Source organism: Candidatus Palauibacter soopunensis, from assembly GCF_947581735.1.
Lineage (GTDB): Bacteria > Gemmatimonadota > Gemmatimonadetes > Palauibacterales > Palauibacteraceae > Palauibacter > Palauibacter soopunensis.
On the sequence record NZ_CANPVT010000008.1, the window covers coordinates 343854 to 359339 of the forward strand.

The following is a 15486-nucleotide window of genomic DNA, read 5'->3' on the forward strand; positions in this document are numbered from 1 at the left end:
GAAGGGGGTTACCGTGACTGATTGTCGAAATGTAGGAACAGTAGGACACGCTGTGTTTTGTATTACATGTGATTGGCCTGCTTTTGTCCGTGGCGTAGCGTACGTGGTACGTCAGAGTATGCAAGTCGCACCGGGAGGGCATCAGCGTCACGGAGATGGCGTCGATGTTCGCTACGGAGGCCAAGGCGGTGGAGTGGTTCGAGACGTGGCTGTGGCCCACGGGCGAGATGTGCTGCCTGCTCTGCGGCAGCACGAGCGCATACAGGGTGAAGAGCGGCAAGCCGATGCCGTACCGGTGTCGGGATTGCAAACGGTACTTATCGATCAAGAGTGCGACGGCGCTGAAGGACAGCAAGCTGCCGCTCAAGAAGTGGGCATGGGCGATCTATCTGGAGATGACCAGCCTGAAGGGCGTCTCCAGCATGAAGCTGCACCGTGACCTTGGAGTGACTCAGAAGACGGCGTGGTTCATGCTGCACCGGATCAGGGAGGCGTTCGCCGAGATCGCGACGGAGTTTGAGGGTCCGGTCGAGGTGGACGAGACGAATGTTGGCGGTAAGCGGGGGAACAAGCCGCTGAGCGTCCGCAGGGAGCTTACCGGTCGTGGCCCGGTCGATATGACGAAGGTGATCGGCATGAAGGACAGGAAGACGAACCGCGTGGTTGTGCGGGTGATCGACGATGGGTCAGCGGCGAGCCTGCACGCGTTCGTGAACGCGCACCGGCAGAAGGGCGCGAAGGTCTACACCGATGACGCGAGGGGCTACATCGGGCTGGACAACCACGAGAGCGTGAACCATACGGTTGGCGAGTACGTGAGGGAGATGGCGCATACGAACGGCATCGAGTCGTTCTGGTCGATGCTGAAGCGCGGCTATACCGGCGTGTACCACCGGATGTCGGTGAAGCATCTGGAGCGCTATGCGGTCCAGTTCGCCGGAAGGCACAACGTCCGTGACATGGACACGGTGGACCAGATGCAGCACGTCATGGCCGGTTTGGTGGGTCGGCGGTTGATGTACAACGACTTGATTGAGAAGGAGGCAGCTTGAGTCTTGCGGTGTTGCTGGCTCGTGGCCGGAAGGCTAACGTGGCGGTGACATCGTTCCATGTGGAAGCCCGCTTGTCGGGTCTTCCGCTGAATGAAATAGACTCGTGAAGGCCCGAGGGTAGCTCCCGAAGGCCGAGGTAAATAGGCGGAACCTTTCTTGCCGGATTCTTCCGCATGGGATGGTGTCAAAGACCCGACACCATCCTAGCGGGACGCTAACGAAAGGCAAGAAAGGGGCAGGGCATGGCGGCAACGCACAATGAACAGAACGTAACAGTCACGATCAATGCTGCTTCACCAGCCGCGACGGTAGGGCCATCGCTCAAGACTGTAGGTGCCGCTGTGGCACTGGCCATTTTTCTTGGCGCTTTCGGTGCTCATCGGTTTTACCTGAACCGCCCGCTCGCTCCGGTGATGTTGGGAATAGGGCTGATCGGTGCTTTGACATGGCCTGTTACGGTATTCCCGCTTCATACAATATCAGTAGTATGGGCACTCGTGGATCTGGCGTCTATTCGCGCATGGGTGGGAGAAGCTAACGCGGAAACGCTAGGAAGCGGCGCATCTGTGCCTCCGTCTCAGTCGGAAGCCAAGCAGATAGGGGACGGACTAGCGTTGCGTCTACTTCGAGCGGCGGAGGAACGTGGCGGGAAGATAACGGTGACGCAGGGCGTGATGGATACCAGCGCAGGGTTCGACGAAGTACGCGAGTGTTTGCGGGAGATGGTGGAGCAAGGGTATGCGGACGTGGGCAATGCGTCCGATAGCGGAGTCGTGGTGTACACGTTTGACGAACTGTAGCAACGGAGGATACGATGCCACACAGAGAGCCAGAAGTTCGTGTTCCTAGCCTGACGTTGGCCGTGCTGGCCGCGTTCTCGCTGCTCGTGTTCGCTTCGTGGCTGGAATGTTTTCCACGTTGATTAAGGTTGGATGGAAATATGAACGAGAAGAAACAGAAGATGGCGGAGACGCTTGACGTGCAGGCGGCGAACCCGCGCTACAATGGTGCGAATATGAGCGATGTGGCTCGTGCGTTATTCATGCCGCGCAATCCCGAAGCTCGCGCAACGTTGAAGAAAATTTGGGCCGATGCAGAGCGCATCAAGACACGTATATAAGCCCCCTTGGATGTGCCGGCGGTGATGTCCAACTGCTCGGCGATCTCGCGGTGCTTGTATCCCTCGACGTCGTGCAGGACGAAGACCTCGCGCGCCCCGTCCGGGAGCTGTTCGAGAGCGACCTCGAAGTCGAGGCGGATCTCGATGCTGTCGTGCCGCGCCCGGGCCGCCGCCAGCGGGATTTCGTTTGCCATCTCCCGCTCCCTCTGCAGTTTCAGGGCTCGCAGGCGGCTGCACAGGAGGTTCACCGCCAGCCGGTACAGCCACGAACTGAAGGCCGATTCGCCGCGGAACGTCCCGAGCTTCTCCCACGCCCTCACGAACACATCCTGCGTGAGTTCGTCCGCCCGTTCGCTCCCGGCCATTCGGCACGCGAGCCCATAAACCCGCGGCACGTGGGCGCGGTAGAGGCGCTCGAACGCCTCGGCATCCCCGAACGTCGCCGCCCGCACGTCCGCCTCGACGCCGGCGGAAAGCTGCCCCTCCGCCTGCGCGTCCGGCCCGTGCTCCCGCGATTTTCCGTTCGGTTCGATCACGTCCTGGTCCGCGTTCCTGTTTCGATCTTGAGACGCGCCCTGTGTCCGAAAGGTTGGAGTGCCGCCACGCGTGTGCGCATCAGGGGTGGCCATCGGCGATGTCCGACCGAGGTTCCAGCCGAAGCGAGATGACGCCGGCGAGGATGAGCGCGGCGCCGAGCCACTGCCCGGCCGAGAGGCGGTCGCCGAGCACGGCGGCAGCGAGCACGAGGGTGACGGCGGGCTCCATGGTGGCGGCGGTCGCCGCCCGGCCCGGGCCGATCCACTGGATCCCGATGAGGAACGCCGTGATGGGGACGGCGGTCGAGAAGAGGCCGATCGCGCCCAGGAGGAGCAGCGGTGCAGGCGCGAGCGGCACGCCGATGCCCCCCGTGGCCAGCCCGGCTGCCGAGATCGCGATTGCGGTGGACGTCAGCGCCGTGGCCGTGGCGGAGATGGGCGGCAACTCGGCGAAGACCCCGTGGCTCCTCACGATCCACAGGGCCAGGAACACGACCGCGAGCACGATGAGTCCCACGCCCAGCGGATCGCCCCCTCCGAATCCGGTGCCGACGGTCAGCGCGCACCCGGCGGTCGTGAGCGCCAGCGCAGCGATGCGGCGCGGAGTCAGCCGTTCGCCGACCCAGAACCGCGCCAGGAGCACGGTCATCGCCGGATAGCTGAACAGGACGAGCGTCGCGACCGAGGCCGGCAGGCGGTCGAGCCCCAGCATGTAGCACACCGAGTTGAATGCGTAGAGCAGGCCGAGCAGGACGAGGCCGGTCCATCGCCCACGCGGCGGCCGGGGCCGCCCGGTGGAGACCACGAAGATCCACAGCAACCCGCTCCCGAGCAGGAAGCGCCAGGCCAGCAGCGGCAGCACCTCGATGCCCTCCGCGAGCGCGAGCTTGGCGAAGATCGGCAGAGCCCCGTACCCGAGGGAGGCAAGGAATACGACGAGGAGGCCCCGAGTGATCTTGCGCATGGCCGAATCTCGCTTCGCCAACCGCGAGTCGCCACTTTCAGAGCCCGGGCGACGCCCCGGACGGCCCACCGGACGACGCGCCGGACGGCTCAGGACGGAAGGGAGAAGAGTCATGGCGATTTCGGAGCTTTCGCGCGCGGCGGCCACCGCCCTCATCGGGTGCGCGGCGGCGGCCTGTTCGGTGTGGGTGGAGACGCCCGGCGACACGCCGGTCGCCTCGGAGGACGCGGGCGGCGAAGCTCCGGGACCGCTCGACCTCGAGGGCTACAGCCTCGTCGACCTCAGCCACGCCTTCAGCGGCGAGACGGTGTACTGGCCGACGGACACCGCGGGGTTCACGCTGGACGAGCTGGCGTTCGGCGTGACCGAGGCCGGCTACTTCTACTCCGCCTATTCCCTGGCGACGGCCGAGCACGGCGGCACGCACATCGATGCTCCCATCCATTTCCTCGAGGGAGGGCCCGATGTCGCGTTGATCCCGCTCAGGCGGCTCATTGGCCCGGCCGTCGTGATCGACATGACCGCGCAGGCGGCCGAGGATGCCGATTATCGACTGACCGTGGCCGATGTGGAGGCGCACGAGGCGGAGCACGGTCCGATCGAACCCGGGAGCCTCGTTCTCCTTCGAACCGGATGGAGCACGCGCTGGCCCGACCCCCTCTCCTACCTCGGCGACGACACGCCCGGGGATGCCTCGCAACTCCACTTCCCGAGCTACGGCGAGGCCGCCGCGCGCCTCCTCGTCGAGGAGCGCGGCGCCGCGGCTCTCGGAGCCGATGTGGCTTCCATCGACTACGGGGCCTCCACCGATTTCGTCGTACATCGAATCGTCGCTGCGGCGAACGCGCCCGGTCTCGAGAATCTCACGAACCTCGATCTCCTTCCGGCCCGCGGCGCGACCGTCATCGCCCTGCCGATGAAGATCGCGGGTGGATCGGGCGGCCCCCTTCGCGCGATCGCGCTCGTGCCGTCTTCGAATTGATCGCCCGCTCTTTCCGGCCGCGCGCAGTCACCCGACATTGCGCGCGACTACGCGACATTGCCCGCGAAACCCGTAGAGGAGGCCACTGATGCCCGGGAAGTACGCGTCTGCCGTCCGCACCCTCGTTCTGTGTGTGTCCAGCACCATGGTCGTCCTCGCGCCGCTCGCCGCCCAGTCCGGCCGCATGGCGGCACCGTCGCGGGGAGGCATGGTCGTCAGCAGCCACTACCTCGCCTCGGAGGCGGGCCGGGAGATCCTGAACAAGGGCGGCAACGCGGTCGACGCTGCGGTGGCCACCGCCTTTGCCCTGGCCGTGACGCTGCCCTCGGCCGGCAACGTGGGGGGCGGCGGGTTCCTCGTTTATCACGGGGCGGACGGGGAAGTGACGACGTTCAATTTCCGCGAGAAGGCGGCGCTCGCGGCGACGGAGCGCATGTACCTGGGACCGGACGGCGAAGTCCGGGACAACTCGAACCACATCGGCCTGCTCGCCATCGGCGTGCCCGGCACCGTGGCCGGGATGTGGAAGGCGCACCAGCGCCTGGGCCGACTGCCGTGGGCGGATCTCGTCGAGCCGGCGATCCGACTGGCCGAGGACGGCATGCCCTCGACGTGGGCGATGCAGAACTGGCTCCGCTCCCTGCCCGGCCGGGCAGGACCGCTCTATGACGCGACCCGCGAGGCCTTCCTCAAGGATGGCGTTCGCATGTACGAGCCGGGGGAGACCTTCCGGCAGCCGGACCTCGCCGAGACGCTGCGCCGCATCCAGAGCGACGGGCACGACGGCTTCTACCGCGGCAAGACCGCGCAGTTGCTCGCTGATTTCATGGCCGAGCACGGCGGCCTGATCACGGAGGAAGACCTGGCCCGCTACGAGGCGGACGAGTTGACCCCGATCCACGGCACGTACCGCGGCTACGACGTCTATTCGATGCCGCCGCCGAGTTCGGGCGGTACGGGGCTCGTGGAGATGCTCAATATCCTCGAGGGATACGACCTCGCGGAGCTCGGACACAACTCGGCGCTCTACCTGCATCTGCTCACCGAAGCGATGCGGCGCTCGTACGCGGACCGGGCGCTCCATCTCGGAGACCCGAAGTTCAATCCCGACATGCCGATCGACCGTCTGACCTCCAAGGAGTACGCCGGTCGCCTTAGGGCCAGCATCGACATGGAGAGGGCTTCCAGGAGCGATTCGGCGGCCTTCAACGGAGCCTTCCTCCAGGAGAGCGAGGAGACGACCCACTACTCCGTCGTCGACTCCGAGGGGAACGCGGTCGCGGTCACCTACACGCTGGAGTTCGGCTACGGGTCCAGCATCGTCGTCCCCGGCGCCGGTTTTCTGCTGAACAACGAACTTGGCGACTTCAACGCGGTCCCGGGCCGCACGAATTCACGCGGCACGATCGGGACGCCGCCCAATCTCGTGGCGCCCGAGAAGCAACCGCTGTCCAGCATGACGCCGACGATCGTCGCGCGAGACGGCCGGCCCGTGCTCGCGATCGGGAGCCCGGGGGGGCGGACGATCATCAACACCACGCTGCAGGTCGTGCTGAACGTCGTCGACCACGGGATGACCGGGTCGGAGTTCGGCCGGGCCATCGAGTCGCCTCGCATCCACCACCAGTGGCTGCCCGACGTGACCTCGCTCGAGGAGTGGGGCTTCTCGCCCGATACGAAGCGCCTCTACGAAGGCATGGGACACGTGACGCGGACCCGGGGCGGGCAGGGGCAGGCGATGGGCATCTACATCGACTGGGACACGGGACTCCGTTGGGGCGCCTCCGACAGCCGCGCCTTCGACGGCGGCGCGCGCGGAAACTAGCGCCGGGACACGACCTGGCCGGGAGCCGCGCGGCGTGCGGCGGACCTGAACTTCCGCCGGTAGCGTCGCGTCCAGATGACGATGGCCGGGACGCCGATCGCGGTTGGGAGCAGCCACGGCACGAGGGCGAACGGTCCCGCGATCGCGTAGTCCCACAGGCGTGGCGCGCCGAAGACGGCGAACGCGGTGTGAAACGCGATGCCGCCCGCCAGCATCGACGCCATGTGGCTGTAGAACCAGCCCATGGGCTCCTGGCCGGGCTTCCTCATGAGTCGCAGCATGCGCGACCCCGTGAGGAGGCCGATCGGACTCAACCCCAGCAGGATCGGCGAGATATTGGACCACAGCCCGAGCGCGAACGCGATGACGGTGACGCTCCCCGCGATGGATGCCCAGGCGAGGACTTCGTGGAACGGCGTCCGCAGCGTTTCCGGCACCCGTCGTGTGGCGACGGCCCTCATCGCCTGGCGCACCGCCGCGAACGTCGTCACGCCGAGGTAGCCGAGAAACAGGGGGAGGCCGTAGAGGTCGGGTCGTTCCGCCACGCCGATACCCTGACTCAGATGGGACGCGAACCGTCCCGCCGCCAGAACGACCGCCGACAGCGTCACGACGTAGGCGCACCAGGTGTAGACGAGCCCCGCCCGCACGTGCGCCCGGCCGCCCTTGCGGGCGAACACCGGAATCCAGAACGCGACGAGGCCGACGAAGCCGGCCGCCACGTGTATCCGGAGGAGGGCTTCGAGTAGCGGGATCACGGCGCGGGTTCCGGCGGGGAGGCGAGCCGCCGGTCGATGGCCGCCAGCGTCAGGTCGCACCAGGTCACCTTCGCACCGATGGAATCGATGCCCATGCGCAGCGTCGCGAAGCGGTGAAACCCGTCGTCACTGTACCTGTCCGGCTGGTCGCCGTGGGCAGCGAGGATCCTCCGTTCGATCGTCCGCAGTTCCGCGAGCCGGCCCGCCAGGTGGTCGCGCAGGTCCACCATGAAGGCACGCGTCTCGCGGAGGTCGTCGGCCGCGCTCATGAAGTAGAGCTGCGCGAGGTAGGCGAACCGTTCGACTCCGACCACCGGCCCGCTGCGCACCCAGCGGCGCAGTTCCGCCCGCCCCTCCCCGGTCAACGTGTAGACGCGGCGGTCCGGTCCCTTCGGGGAGGGTTCGAGCCGGCTTCGGAGCAGCCCCCGCTCTTCAAGACGCTTGAGGGTGGGGTAGATCTGGCTGAGTTCGGCTGACCAGAAGTGCGCGACGGTCTCGCTGAAGGCGTCCTTCAGGTCGTACCCGCTCGCCGGCTTCCGCAGCAGGCCGAGAAGGATGTGATCGAGGCTCATGGGGCCGTCCAGGGTACGCTATATCAGTATCGATATAGTATACTATATAAACTCTGCTATACCACGGTCAACACCACCCGGAGAGGTCAGCGGGAGGCGCCCTCCCAGCCGGGGCCCCGGACCACGCGCCCGGGCGTGGCGCCCGTCGGCTCCTCCGCCGACAGGACCTGTACGCCGTTCACGAACACGTCGCGCACGCCCGTTGCAAGCTGGTGCGGATCCTCGAACGTCGCGTGATCCGCGATCGTGGCGGGATCGAAGATCACGACGTCGGCGAAATACCCGGGCGCGAGACGGCCGCGTCCCTCCAGCCTGAGGTTGGCCGCCGGCAGCGATGTGAGTTTCCGGATGGCCTCCTCCAGCGGGATGATGCCTTCGTCGCGCACGTACCGGCCGAGGAGCCGGGAGAAGTTGCCGTACGCACGCGGGTGCGTGCTCGAGCGCACGAAGGGCTCCTCCGGGGCGAGCGATCCCGCGTCGGACCCGTAGCTCACCCACGGAATCGCGATCTGACGCCGCACGTTGTCCTCGGACATCATGAAGTAGACTGTCCCCACGCGGCTGTCGTCCTGCACGACGAGGTCCATCGCGGTCTCTTCGATGCCTGTGCCCCGCGACTCCGCCACGTCGGCGAGCGTCCGGCCCGTCAGATACTTGAGGGAATCCTGCCGGAAGCCGACGAGGAGGGCGCGGTCGGGCGAGCCGGCCGCGAGCAGCAGGTTCTCCCACTCGTCCGTGGGCGTCCGCATCTCCGCCGCGATCCGCTCGCGGGTCTCGGGATCGCGGAGCCGCTCGATCATCGCCGCGTGCCCGCCCTCGTGGATCCACGGCGGCATCGCCGCATCGAGCCCGGTCGAGCCCGCCGTGTAAGTGTACATGTCGGCCGTGATCTCGAGTCCCTCCTCGCGGGCCCGCTCCACGCGCTCGATGACCGCGTCCAGCTTCGCCCAGTTGTCGCTTCCGGCGGCCTTCAGATGGTAGATCTCCGCCCGCACGCCGGCTTCCCGGGCGATCGCGATCAGTTCGTCCACCGACTCGGTGAGCCGGTTCCCCTCGCTCCGCAGGTGGGAGATATAGCCGCCGCCGAACTCCCCGGCCGCGCTCGCGAGCGCAATGAGCTCATCGGTGTCCGCGTAGAAGGCCGGCGCGTAGATGAGCGACGATCCGACGCCGACGGCGCCCTCGCGCATCGCCTCCCGCACGAGGTCCTGCATCCGCCCGAGCTCCTCGGGCGTCGGGGGCCGGTCCTCGTGGCCGATCTCATGCACGCGCACGGTCGTGGCCCCGACGTAGGAGGCCACGTTGGTCGCGACGCCGCGTTCCACCAGGTGGTCCAGGTACTCGCCGAGCGAAGTCCACAGAACCTCGAAGCGCACATCGCCCTGGCGGGAGAGCATGTCCGCCTTCATCTCCGGACTCAGCGGTCCCATGGAGTTGCCCTCGCCGAACACCTCGAGCGTGACGCCCTGGCGGATGTCGCTCAGCGAACGACCGTCGACGATGAGCGATTCGGTCGCCCACGAGAGCATGTTGATGAACCCGGGAGTCGCCGCGAGCCCGACGGCGTCGATCGTCGTGCCGGCGGAGGCGGAGGCGAAGTCGCCGATGCCCGCGATCGTGTCGCCGGCGATCGCCACATCCGCCACACGTGGCGGGTCTCCGGACCCGTCGTAGACCGTCCCCCCGCGGATGAGGACATCGTAATCGGGGGCGGGGGCCGAGCAGCCCCACGCAACCGCCGGTGCCATCAGAGCCGCGCGAAACATCTGTCGAATCACGAATGATCCTCCCGCCAGGAGTGTAGTTGCGGACGTACGGTCCGGCCCGCGAGGTGGGACGGGCGCGACCGGGCGCTTATCTTGCTGCAAACCCACGTACGATACCGTCCGCGCGGCCTCGCCGCCCGCGGGCACTGTCTCGGTTTTTGGGAGGACGAGAATGGCTCAATCAGTGAAATCGCTTCGCATCGGCACGGTGGCCGCCGTCGCCGGGGTTCTCTTCGTACTCATCCTGTTCGTGTTCGGCTTCAACCGCGTCGACGAGTACGAAGTGGCGGTCAAGCGGAACCCGGTGACCGGCGCCGTGGCGTCCCGCCCGTACACGCAGGGGCTGTACCACAACGTCCTGCGCTCGTGGACGAACTATCCGCTGCGCGAGGTCCAGTATCCCGCGGGCGGACAGGCCGAGCGCCTCGACGCTCTCACCTCGGACCAGCTCCAGATCGCGGTCGACGCGGCCTACCGCTACCGCATCAACCCGGACAGCGCCGTCCATCTCTATCTCACGGTGGGCAACGAGAACGCGGTCGCTTCGTTCGTCTACAACACGTATCGCTCCGCAATCCGGGACGCGATCGCGGAGATCGAGGCGTCGGAAATCCTGTCCACCACCAGGGCGGGCATCTCCGGCCGCATCGAAGCGCTGATGACGGACCGCCTCAATCCGCGCGGCCTCGAGATCACCGATTTCTTCGTGCGCGAGGTCGTGCCGCCGGAGACGATCCGCCAGGCGATCGAGGCCAAGCTGTCGCGCGAGCAGCAGGTGCAGTCCGAGCAGTACCAGACCCAGGTCGTGGTCGAGCAGGCGAACCAGCAGCGCGCCGAGGCCGAGGGGATCCGGGATGCGCAGGACATCATCGCGGAGAGCCTCGCCGGCATCTCGGGCCAGCGCTACCTGTACTGGCGCTACCTGGAGATGCTCGGGCGGATCGGCGAGGGGAGCAACAACATGGTCATCGCGCCGACCGAGGGAGGCATCCCCCTCTTCTTCGCACCGGACCGCTGAGCCGGGCAACCGACCGCCCTCCCCGGGGTGTCGGACCCTTCAGGAAACGAAGGCCGACATGAAGGCCGTAGTTCACCACTTGGGGGAACGATCCCGAGGGAGGATACATGAAGAACTGGAAGGATTCGCTCGCCGCCGGGCTTGCGGTAACGCTGGTTGCCGGGTTGTGCGCGGGCTTGGCGCCGGCCGCGGCCCAGGAGGAGGACGAGGACGAGCGGCGCGAACAGGTCCGGATCGCCTTTTCCGGGGGTGGCGCGTACCTCGGAGTGCAGATCCTGGATGTCGACGGGGAGCGCGCTTCGGAACTCGGGATGTCTCGCCCGTACGGCGTCTACATCGACGGCGTCATCGACGGTGAACCGGCGGCGGAAGCCGGCATCGAGGAAGGGGACGTCGTCGTGGCCTGGTACGGCGAGCGCGTCGAGAGCGTGGCGGAACTGCGGCGGCTGGTGGGCGAGACGCCGCCCGGGCGCGTCGTGGATCTGACGGTGCTCCGCGACGGAGCGGAACGCGAAGTATCCGTTGAGCTCGGCGACCGCATGGGCATCCTCTCGGGGGCACGCGGCCTGACGTTCATATCTCCGCAGATCGACCTGTCGCGGGTCTACGCCCCGTCTGCGAGCGACGCGCGGGAACGCGCGCGCGGCCTGGAGGAACGGGCGCGCGAGTTGGCGGTGCGGGTCCGCGAGGCGCAGGAGGGGGTCGCGGAGGGGGCGGATCGCATCTTCTACCTGGCGGGGCGCCCGCGACTCGGCGCGAACACGCAGAGCCTGGGCGACCAGCTCGCGGAGTACTTCGGCGTGGAGGGCGGCGTGCTCGTCACCTCGGTGTACGAGGATACGCCGGCGGCGGAGGGCGGTCTGCGGGCGGGCGATGTGATCGTCGGACTCGGCGACGAGGACATCGACGACCCCAGCGACCTGCGCCGGGCGTTGGCCGATCTCGAGTCGGGGGAGGTGTCGGTCCGCATCGTCCGCGATGGCGCGGAGCAGACGCTTACGGTTGAACTGGAGGACCGGGAACGTCCCTTCAGGTGGCGGCGGGGCGTAGACGAACTCGGCCCGCCAGGGCCGTAACCGGGGAGCTAGTCGAACAGGCCCAGTTGGGGGCCGGCCCGCGGCGGCCGGAAGTGTTCCGCCGACAGGTCGTAGTCGCGCGGCTCGATCCCGTGCTTCGCACGCGCGAGTGAGAAGAGCCGCGCGACCTGTTCGGCAAACGGGCCGCGACCGCGCATCCGCTCCCCGTAGTTCGACGCATAGAGGCTCCCGCCTCTCAACTCCCGCATGCGGTTGAGCACCTTCTCCGCCCGGTCCGGACAGTTACGCCGCAGCCAGTCCTCGAACAGGGCGGCGACCCCGAATGGGAGGCGAAGCATGATGTAGATCGCCCGCCCCGCCCCCGCCTTCGCGGCCTCCTCCAGGATGGCCGGGATCTCATGGTCCGTGAGTCCGGGAATCACGGGCGCCACGTTCACGCCCACCGGGATGCCGGCATCCGCCAGCCGCGCGATCGCGTCGAGCCGCCGCTCGGGGGTCGAGGCCCGCGGCTCCAGTTTTCGCTGCAGCGAGCGGTCCAGCGTCGTGATGGAAAGTTGGACGTGCACCGCGTCGAAACGCGCGAGTTCGCGCAGAAGGTCGACGTCCCGCGTCACCCGGTGGTGCTTCGTCACGATCCCGACCGGGTTCCGGGCTTCGGCCAGTACCTCGAGGCAGCGGCGAGTGATCCCGAGGCGACGCTCCAGAGGCTGATACGGGTCCGTGACGCCGCTGAGTATGAGCACCTGGGGTTCCCACCGTGGTGAGGCCAGCTCCCGTGTGAGCAGCGCCGGGGCCTCCGGCTTCGCCAGAATCCGGCTCTCGAAGTCGAGTCCCGCGGAGAACCCGAAGTATTCGTGCGTGGGTCGCGCGTAGCAGTACGAACAGCCCGTCTCGCAGCCGCGGTACGGGTTCAGGCTGGCGTCGAATCCGAGGTCCGGGCTGTTGTTGTAGGAGATGATCGTGCGGGAGCGGTCCTCAAGAATCTCGGTTTGCGGATCCGGATCGGACGCGAGCGTCCAGGCCTCCCGCTCGACCGCGAGAGGGAGGAAGCGGTTCGCCGGGTTGTGCGCGCTTCCGCGTCCTCGAATCGAACGCCGTTTCTCCGTAACTTCGCGCATCGTCTCCCAACTGGCGTATTTCGGTATTTGTTCGGGTATTCGGGTTCAAAATGGCGAGCGGACGGTCGAAGGGTCAAGTCCCGCGAGCCTGTGGAGCGCCGCAGGCGCGTAGAAGTGGGACACGACGCCGGCCGGGTCCCGCCGCGACACTAGAAGCTGATGCCCAACCGGAGGGTCAGGGTGTCGTGGCGCGGCTCTCCATCTCCTTGGAGAACCCGGGACCCGACGGCGACATCGGATCCCATGAGCGAGCTGATTCCGAATCCGTAGCGGACTTCCGGCCACAGCCGGAAACCGAGGTCGAGTTCGACGCCGACGCCGAACTCCGCCCGAACCGGGCGCGCCGTGAGGAGGTCGTCCACGCCTGAAAAGGTGCTCGACGGGAAGGTCAGGACGGGCCCGCCCAGCACATAGGGCTGAACCGCCGGCAGGGGGAGCCGGACGCGAAAGTCCAGCGGGATTTCCACCATGTCGATGTCGAATTGGACCCGTTCGTCGCCGGCCATCGCGACGAGTTCCGGCATGCGGTGGTAGATGAGTGCCGGCCGGACGGAGAAGGTCGCGAGGTTGAGGTTCAGGAACACGCCGACGTGATATCCATCGGTGAGATCCGTGAGATCGAATCCGTTCTCCGGCAGGAACTCGGCGAGCGTGTCGCGGTTGTAGCCCGCGAGGATGCCGATCTGGGCCTCGGCCGCCGGCGGAAGGGCGCAGACGAGACCCAGCGCGAGGCCGGCTCCCCACCTTCCTGCGTTGCGCTTTATCCCCATTGCGTCGGTCCTCTCTCACCTCGTTTGCGGAAGATCCGAGGAGCGCCCGGGACCCCGCAGGCGTCGGCTGAACGTACCCGCGCGGGCTTGGACGGGATAGCCGAAAGGGCGGATCCCGCGCGAGTCCTGTGCGCCACGAATGACGGGCCGCTATGATCAGCCGAACCGCTCACAGCGAGGCCAGGTACGCCATGATTCGACATCGCGAAGCTCCGTCCGTTTTCGTCCGACCGTTTCTCCTTCTGGCCCTGGCGGCCTGCGTGACCGACGCCGGGGATTCGGCGGAAGCGGGTGGCGCGACGGCCGCGGATCCGCCCGCGGACGTGGCCGAACTCGTCCTCACCAACGGGAAGATCGCGACCCTGGCGGGCGAGGGCGGGGAAGTGGTCAGCGCGCTCGCGTCGCGGGAGGGGCGGATCGTCGCCCTCGGGGCGGACGACGACGTCTCCCGATGGATCGGGGAGGGCACTGAAGTGATCGACCTTGGGGGCCGGCTCGCGATCCCGGGGTTCATCGAAGGCCACGGTCATTTCATGGGCCTGGGGAACGCGCGCATGATCCTCGACCTGACGACCGCCGACACCTGGGCTGACATCGTCAGCCTGGTGGGCGAGGCGGCCTCGAGCGCGGAACCGGGCGCCTGGATCAGCGGCAGGGGATGGCACCAGGAGAAGTGGAGCGAGGCGCCGGATCCCATGGTCGAGGGGCAGCCGGTCCACGACGGCCTCAGCGCGGTGAGCCCCGCCAATCCGGTCATTCTCACGCACGCGAGCGGGCACGCTTCCTTCGTGAACGCGAGGGCGCTCGAACTGGCCGGGATCGACGCCGACACGCCCAACCCTCCGGGCGGCGAGATCGTGCACGACGAGACGGGGCGGCCTACCGGCGTCCTGAGGGAGACCGCGCAGCGCCTGGCGCGGGCGGTGTTCGCCGAGGAGGAGGCGAGCCGCTCCGAGGCCGAGCGCGAGGCGCGGGCGCGCGAACAGGTGCGGCTCGCGAACGAGGAGCTGCTGCGGAAGGGAGTCACGAGCTTCCAGGATGCGGGTTCCGGCTTCGGGACGGTGGACCTGCTCAGGACGCTCGCGGACGAGGGCGCGCTGCCCGTGCGGCTTTACGTGATGCTGCAGGGTGGGATGGCGACGCTCGAGGGGCGGCTGGACGAATACTACATGGTGGGATATGGGGGCGACCGGCTCACCGTGCGGTCGATCAAGCAGGTCGCGGATGGGGCGCTCGGGTCGCACGGCGCCTGGCTGCTCGAGCCCTACGCGGACATGCCAGCCTCCATCGGACTGCCGACGACGCCGCCGGAGGAGATCGAGCGCATTGCGCGGCTCGCGATCGAGCGGGGCTATCAGGTCAATACGCATGCGATCGGCGACCGCGCGAACCGCGAGGTGCTCGACCTGTACGAGCGCACCTTCAACGACCACGCGGACATGAGCGACCTGCGCTGGAGGATCGAGCACGCGCAGCATGTCAATCCGGCGGACATTCCGCGCTTCGCCGCACTCGGGGTCATCGCCTCAATGCAGGGCGTCCACGCCTGCTCCGACGGCCCCTGGGTCATCCTCCGGCTCGGGCCGGGCCGGGCGCGCTCGGGCGCCTACGTATGGCGGGACTTCATGCGGGCCGGCGTCATCGTGACGAACGGCACGGATGTCCCGGTCGAGGACGCGGACCCCCTGGCGAGCTTCCACTGCACCGTCACGCGCGTGATCGAGGGTGGCGAGACCTTCTTCGAGGGGCAGACGATGACGCGCGAAGAGGCGCTGCGTTCCTATACGTGGGCCAACGCGTATGCCGCGTTCGAGGAAGACCTCAAGGGGACGCTCGAAGTCGGGAAGCTGGCGGACATCACGGTCCTGTCCCGGGACATTCTCACGATTCCCGCGGACGAGATCCTCGAGACCGTCGTGGACTACACGATCGTCGGCGGTCGCACGGAGTACAGCCGGGACAACTGAG

General features: G+C 67.5%; 14 protein-coding genes. 7 read left to right on the forward strand and 7 right to left on the reverse strand.

Annotated features, from left to right (window positions below; genetic code table 11):
• Nucleotides 1-164 precede the first annotated feature (164 nt).
• Together RN901_RS05620 and RN901_RS05625 are read left to right on the forward strand one after the other, a co-directional pair.
• Nucleotides 165-1052 carry an IS1595 family transposase gene (locus RN901_RS05620; RefSeq protein ID WP_310756820.1) on the forward strand — a complete coding sequence of 296 codons (888 nt, stop codon included), beginning with the start codon at nucleotides 165-167 and terminating at the stop codon, nucleotides 1050-1052.
• Nucleotides 1053-1294: 242 nt separating this feature from the next.
• Complete coding sequence (locus RN901_RS05625; protein ID WP_310756823.1) at nucleotides 1295-1852, forward strand: TM2 domain-containing protein; 558 nt, start codon at nucleotides 1295-1297, stop codon at nucleotides 1850-1852.
• Between the two features lie 199 nt (nucleotides 1853-2051).
• Here RN901_RS05625 and RN901_RS05630 read toward each other — a convergent pair whose 3' ends face one another.
• Nucleotides 2052-2708 carry an RNA polymerase sigma factor gene (locus RN901_RS05630; protein ID WP_310756825.1) on the reverse strand — a complete coding sequence of 219 codons (657 nt, stop codon included), beginning with the start codon at nucleotides 2706-2708 and terminating at the stop codon, nucleotides 2052-2054.
• A gap of 79 nt (nucleotides 2709-2787) precedes the next feature.
• Nucleotides 2788-3672: a DMT family transporter gene (locus RN901_RS05635; protein ID WP_310756827.1), complete on the reverse strand. Its 885-nt coding sequence runs from the start codon at nucleotides 3670-3672 to the stop codon at nucleotides 2788-2790.
• Nucleotides 3673-3784: 112 nt separating this feature from the next.
• On the opposite strand from RN901_RS05635, the gene RN901_RS05640 reads away from it, so the two are divergent.
• Complete coding sequence (locus RN901_RS05640; RefSeq protein WP_310756829.1) at nucleotides 3785-4654, forward strand: cyclase family protein; 870 nt, start codon at nucleotides 3785-3787, stop codon at nucleotides 4652-4654.
• Between the two features lie 88 nt (nucleotides 4655-4742).
• On the forward strand, nucleotides 4743-6479 hold the full coding sequence (gene ggt / locus RN901_RS05645; RefSeq protein ID WP_310756831.1) for a gamma-glutamyltransferase: 1737 nt from the start codon (nucleotides 4743-4745) through the stop codon (nucleotides 6477-6479).
• Here ggt and RN901_RS05650 read toward each other — a convergent pair.
• From RN901_RS05650 to RN901_RS05660, 3 genes are all read right to left on the reverse strand, one after another.
• The gene (locus RN901_RS05650) at nucleotides 6476-7237 is read right to left on the reverse strand and encodes a hypothetical protein (protein WP_310756833.1); all 762 of its coding nucleotides are present in this window, start codon (nucleotides 7235-7237) and stop codon (nucleotides 6476-6478) included. The genes ggt and RN901_RS05650 overlap by 4 nt on opposite strands.
• Nucleotides 7234-7809: a PadR family transcriptional regulator gene (locus RN901_RS05655; protein WP_310756835.1), complete on the reverse strand. Its 576-nt coding sequence runs from the start codon at nucleotides 7807-7809 to the stop codon at nucleotides 7234-7236. The genes RN901_RS05650 and RN901_RS05655 overlap by 4 nt, the downstream gene beginning before the upstream one ends.
• Nucleotides 7810-7895: 86 nt before the next feature.
• On the reverse strand, nucleotides 7896-9557 hold the full coding sequence (locus RN901_RS05660; RefSeq protein ID WP_345782357.1) for a D-aminoacylase: 1662 nt from the start codon (nucleotides 9555-9557) through the stop codon (nucleotides 7896-7898).
• 190 nt (nucleotides 9558-9747) lie between these two features.
• Here RN901_RS05660 and RN901_RS05665 point away from each other — a divergent pair, with 190 nt between their 5' ends.
• Together RN901_RS05665 and RN901_RS05670 are read left to right on the forward strand one after the other, a co-directional pair.
• On the forward strand, nucleotides 9748-10593 hold the full coding sequence (locus tag RN901_RS05665) for a prohibitin family protein (protein WP_310756839.1): 846 nt from the start codon (nucleotides 9748-9750) through the stop codon (nucleotides 10591-10593).
• A gap of 107 nt (nucleotides 10594-10700) precedes the next feature.
• On the forward strand, nucleotides 10701-11669 hold the full coding sequence (locus RN901_RS05670) for a PDZ domain-containing protein (protein WP_310756841.1): 969 nt from the start codon (nucleotides 10701-10703) through the stop codon (nucleotides 11667-11669).
• Nucleotides 11670-11677: 8 nt separating this feature from the next.
• Here the strand turns inward: RN901_RS05670 and RN901_RS05675 are convergent, their stop codons facing one another.
• Nucleotides 11678-12748 carry a PA0069 family radical SAM protein gene (locus RN901_RS05675; protein ID WP_310756843.1) on the reverse strand — a complete coding sequence of 357 codons (1071 nt, stop codon included), beginning with the start codon at nucleotides 12746-12748 and terminating at the stop codon, nucleotides 11678-11680.
• Nucleotides 12749-12897: 149 nt separating this feature from the next.
• Entirely contained in the window at nucleotides 12898-13518 is a 621-nt protein-coding gene (locus RN901_RS05680) for an outer membrane beta-barrel protein (protein ID WP_310756845.1), read from the reverse strand.
• 191 nt (nucleotides 13519-13709) lie between these two features.
• On the opposite strand from RN901_RS05680, the gene RN901_RS05685 reads away from it, so the two are divergent.
• Nucleotides 13710-15485, forward strand: coding sequence for an amidohydrolase (locus RN901_RS05685; protein WP_310756847.1), 1776 nt, complete (start codon nucleotides 13710-13712; stop codon nucleotides 15483-15485).
• Nucleotide 15486: the final 1 nt, after the last annotated feature.

Excerpts from the sequence above, each read along its gene's own strand:
- RN901_RS05655 (WP_310756835.1), bottom strand. The coding sequence starts at position 7,809 with ATGAGCCTCGATCACATCCTTCTCGGCCTGCTGCGGAAGCCGGCGAGC.
- RN901_RS05685 (WP_310756847.1), top strand. The coding sequence starts at position 13,710 with ATGATTCGACATCGCGAAGCTCCGTCCGTTTTCGTCCGACCGTTTCTC.
- ggt (WP_310756831.1), top strand. The coding sequence starts at position 4,743 with ATGCCCGGGAAGTACGCGTCTGCCGTCCGCACCCTCGTTCTGTGTGTG.
- RN901_RS05640 (WP_310756829.1), top strand. The coding sequence starts at position 3,785 with ATGGCGATTTCGGAGCTTTCGCGCGCGGCGGCCACCGCCCTCATCGGG.
- RN901_RS05670 (WP_310756841.1), top strand. The coding sequence starts at position 10,701 with ATGAAGAACTGGAAGGATTCGCTCGCCGCCGGGCTTGCGGTAACGCTG.
- RN901_RS05625 (WP_310756823.1), top strand. The coding sequence starts at position 1,295 with ATGGCGGCAACGCACAATGAACAGAACGTAACAGTCACGATCAATGCT.
- RN901_RS05665 (WP_310756839.1), top strand. The coding sequence starts at position 9,748 with ATGGCTCAATCAGTGAAATCGCTTCGCATCGGCACGGTGGCCGCCGTC.
- RN901_RS05675 (WP_310756843.1), bottom strand. The coding sequence starts at position 12,748 with ATGCGCGAAGTTACGGAGAAACGGCGTTCGATTCGAGGACGCGGAAGC.
- RN901_RS05620 (WP_310756820.1), top strand. The coding sequence starts at position 165 with ATGTTCGCTACGGAGGCCAAGGCGGTGGAGTGGTTCGAGACGTGGCTG.
- RN901_RS05635 (WP_310756827.1), bottom strand. The coding sequence starts at position 3,672 with ATGCGCAAGATCACTCGGGGCCTCCTCGTCGTATTCCTTGCCTCCCTC.
- RN901_RS05660 (WP_345782357.1), bottom strand. The coding sequence starts at position 9,557 with ATGGCACCGGCGGTTGCGTGGGGCTGCTCGGCCCCCGCCCCCGATTAC.
- RN901_RS05680 (WP_310756845.1), bottom strand. The coding sequence starts at position 13,518 with ATGGGGATAAAGCGCAACGCAGGAAGGTGGGGAGCCGGCCTCGCGCTG.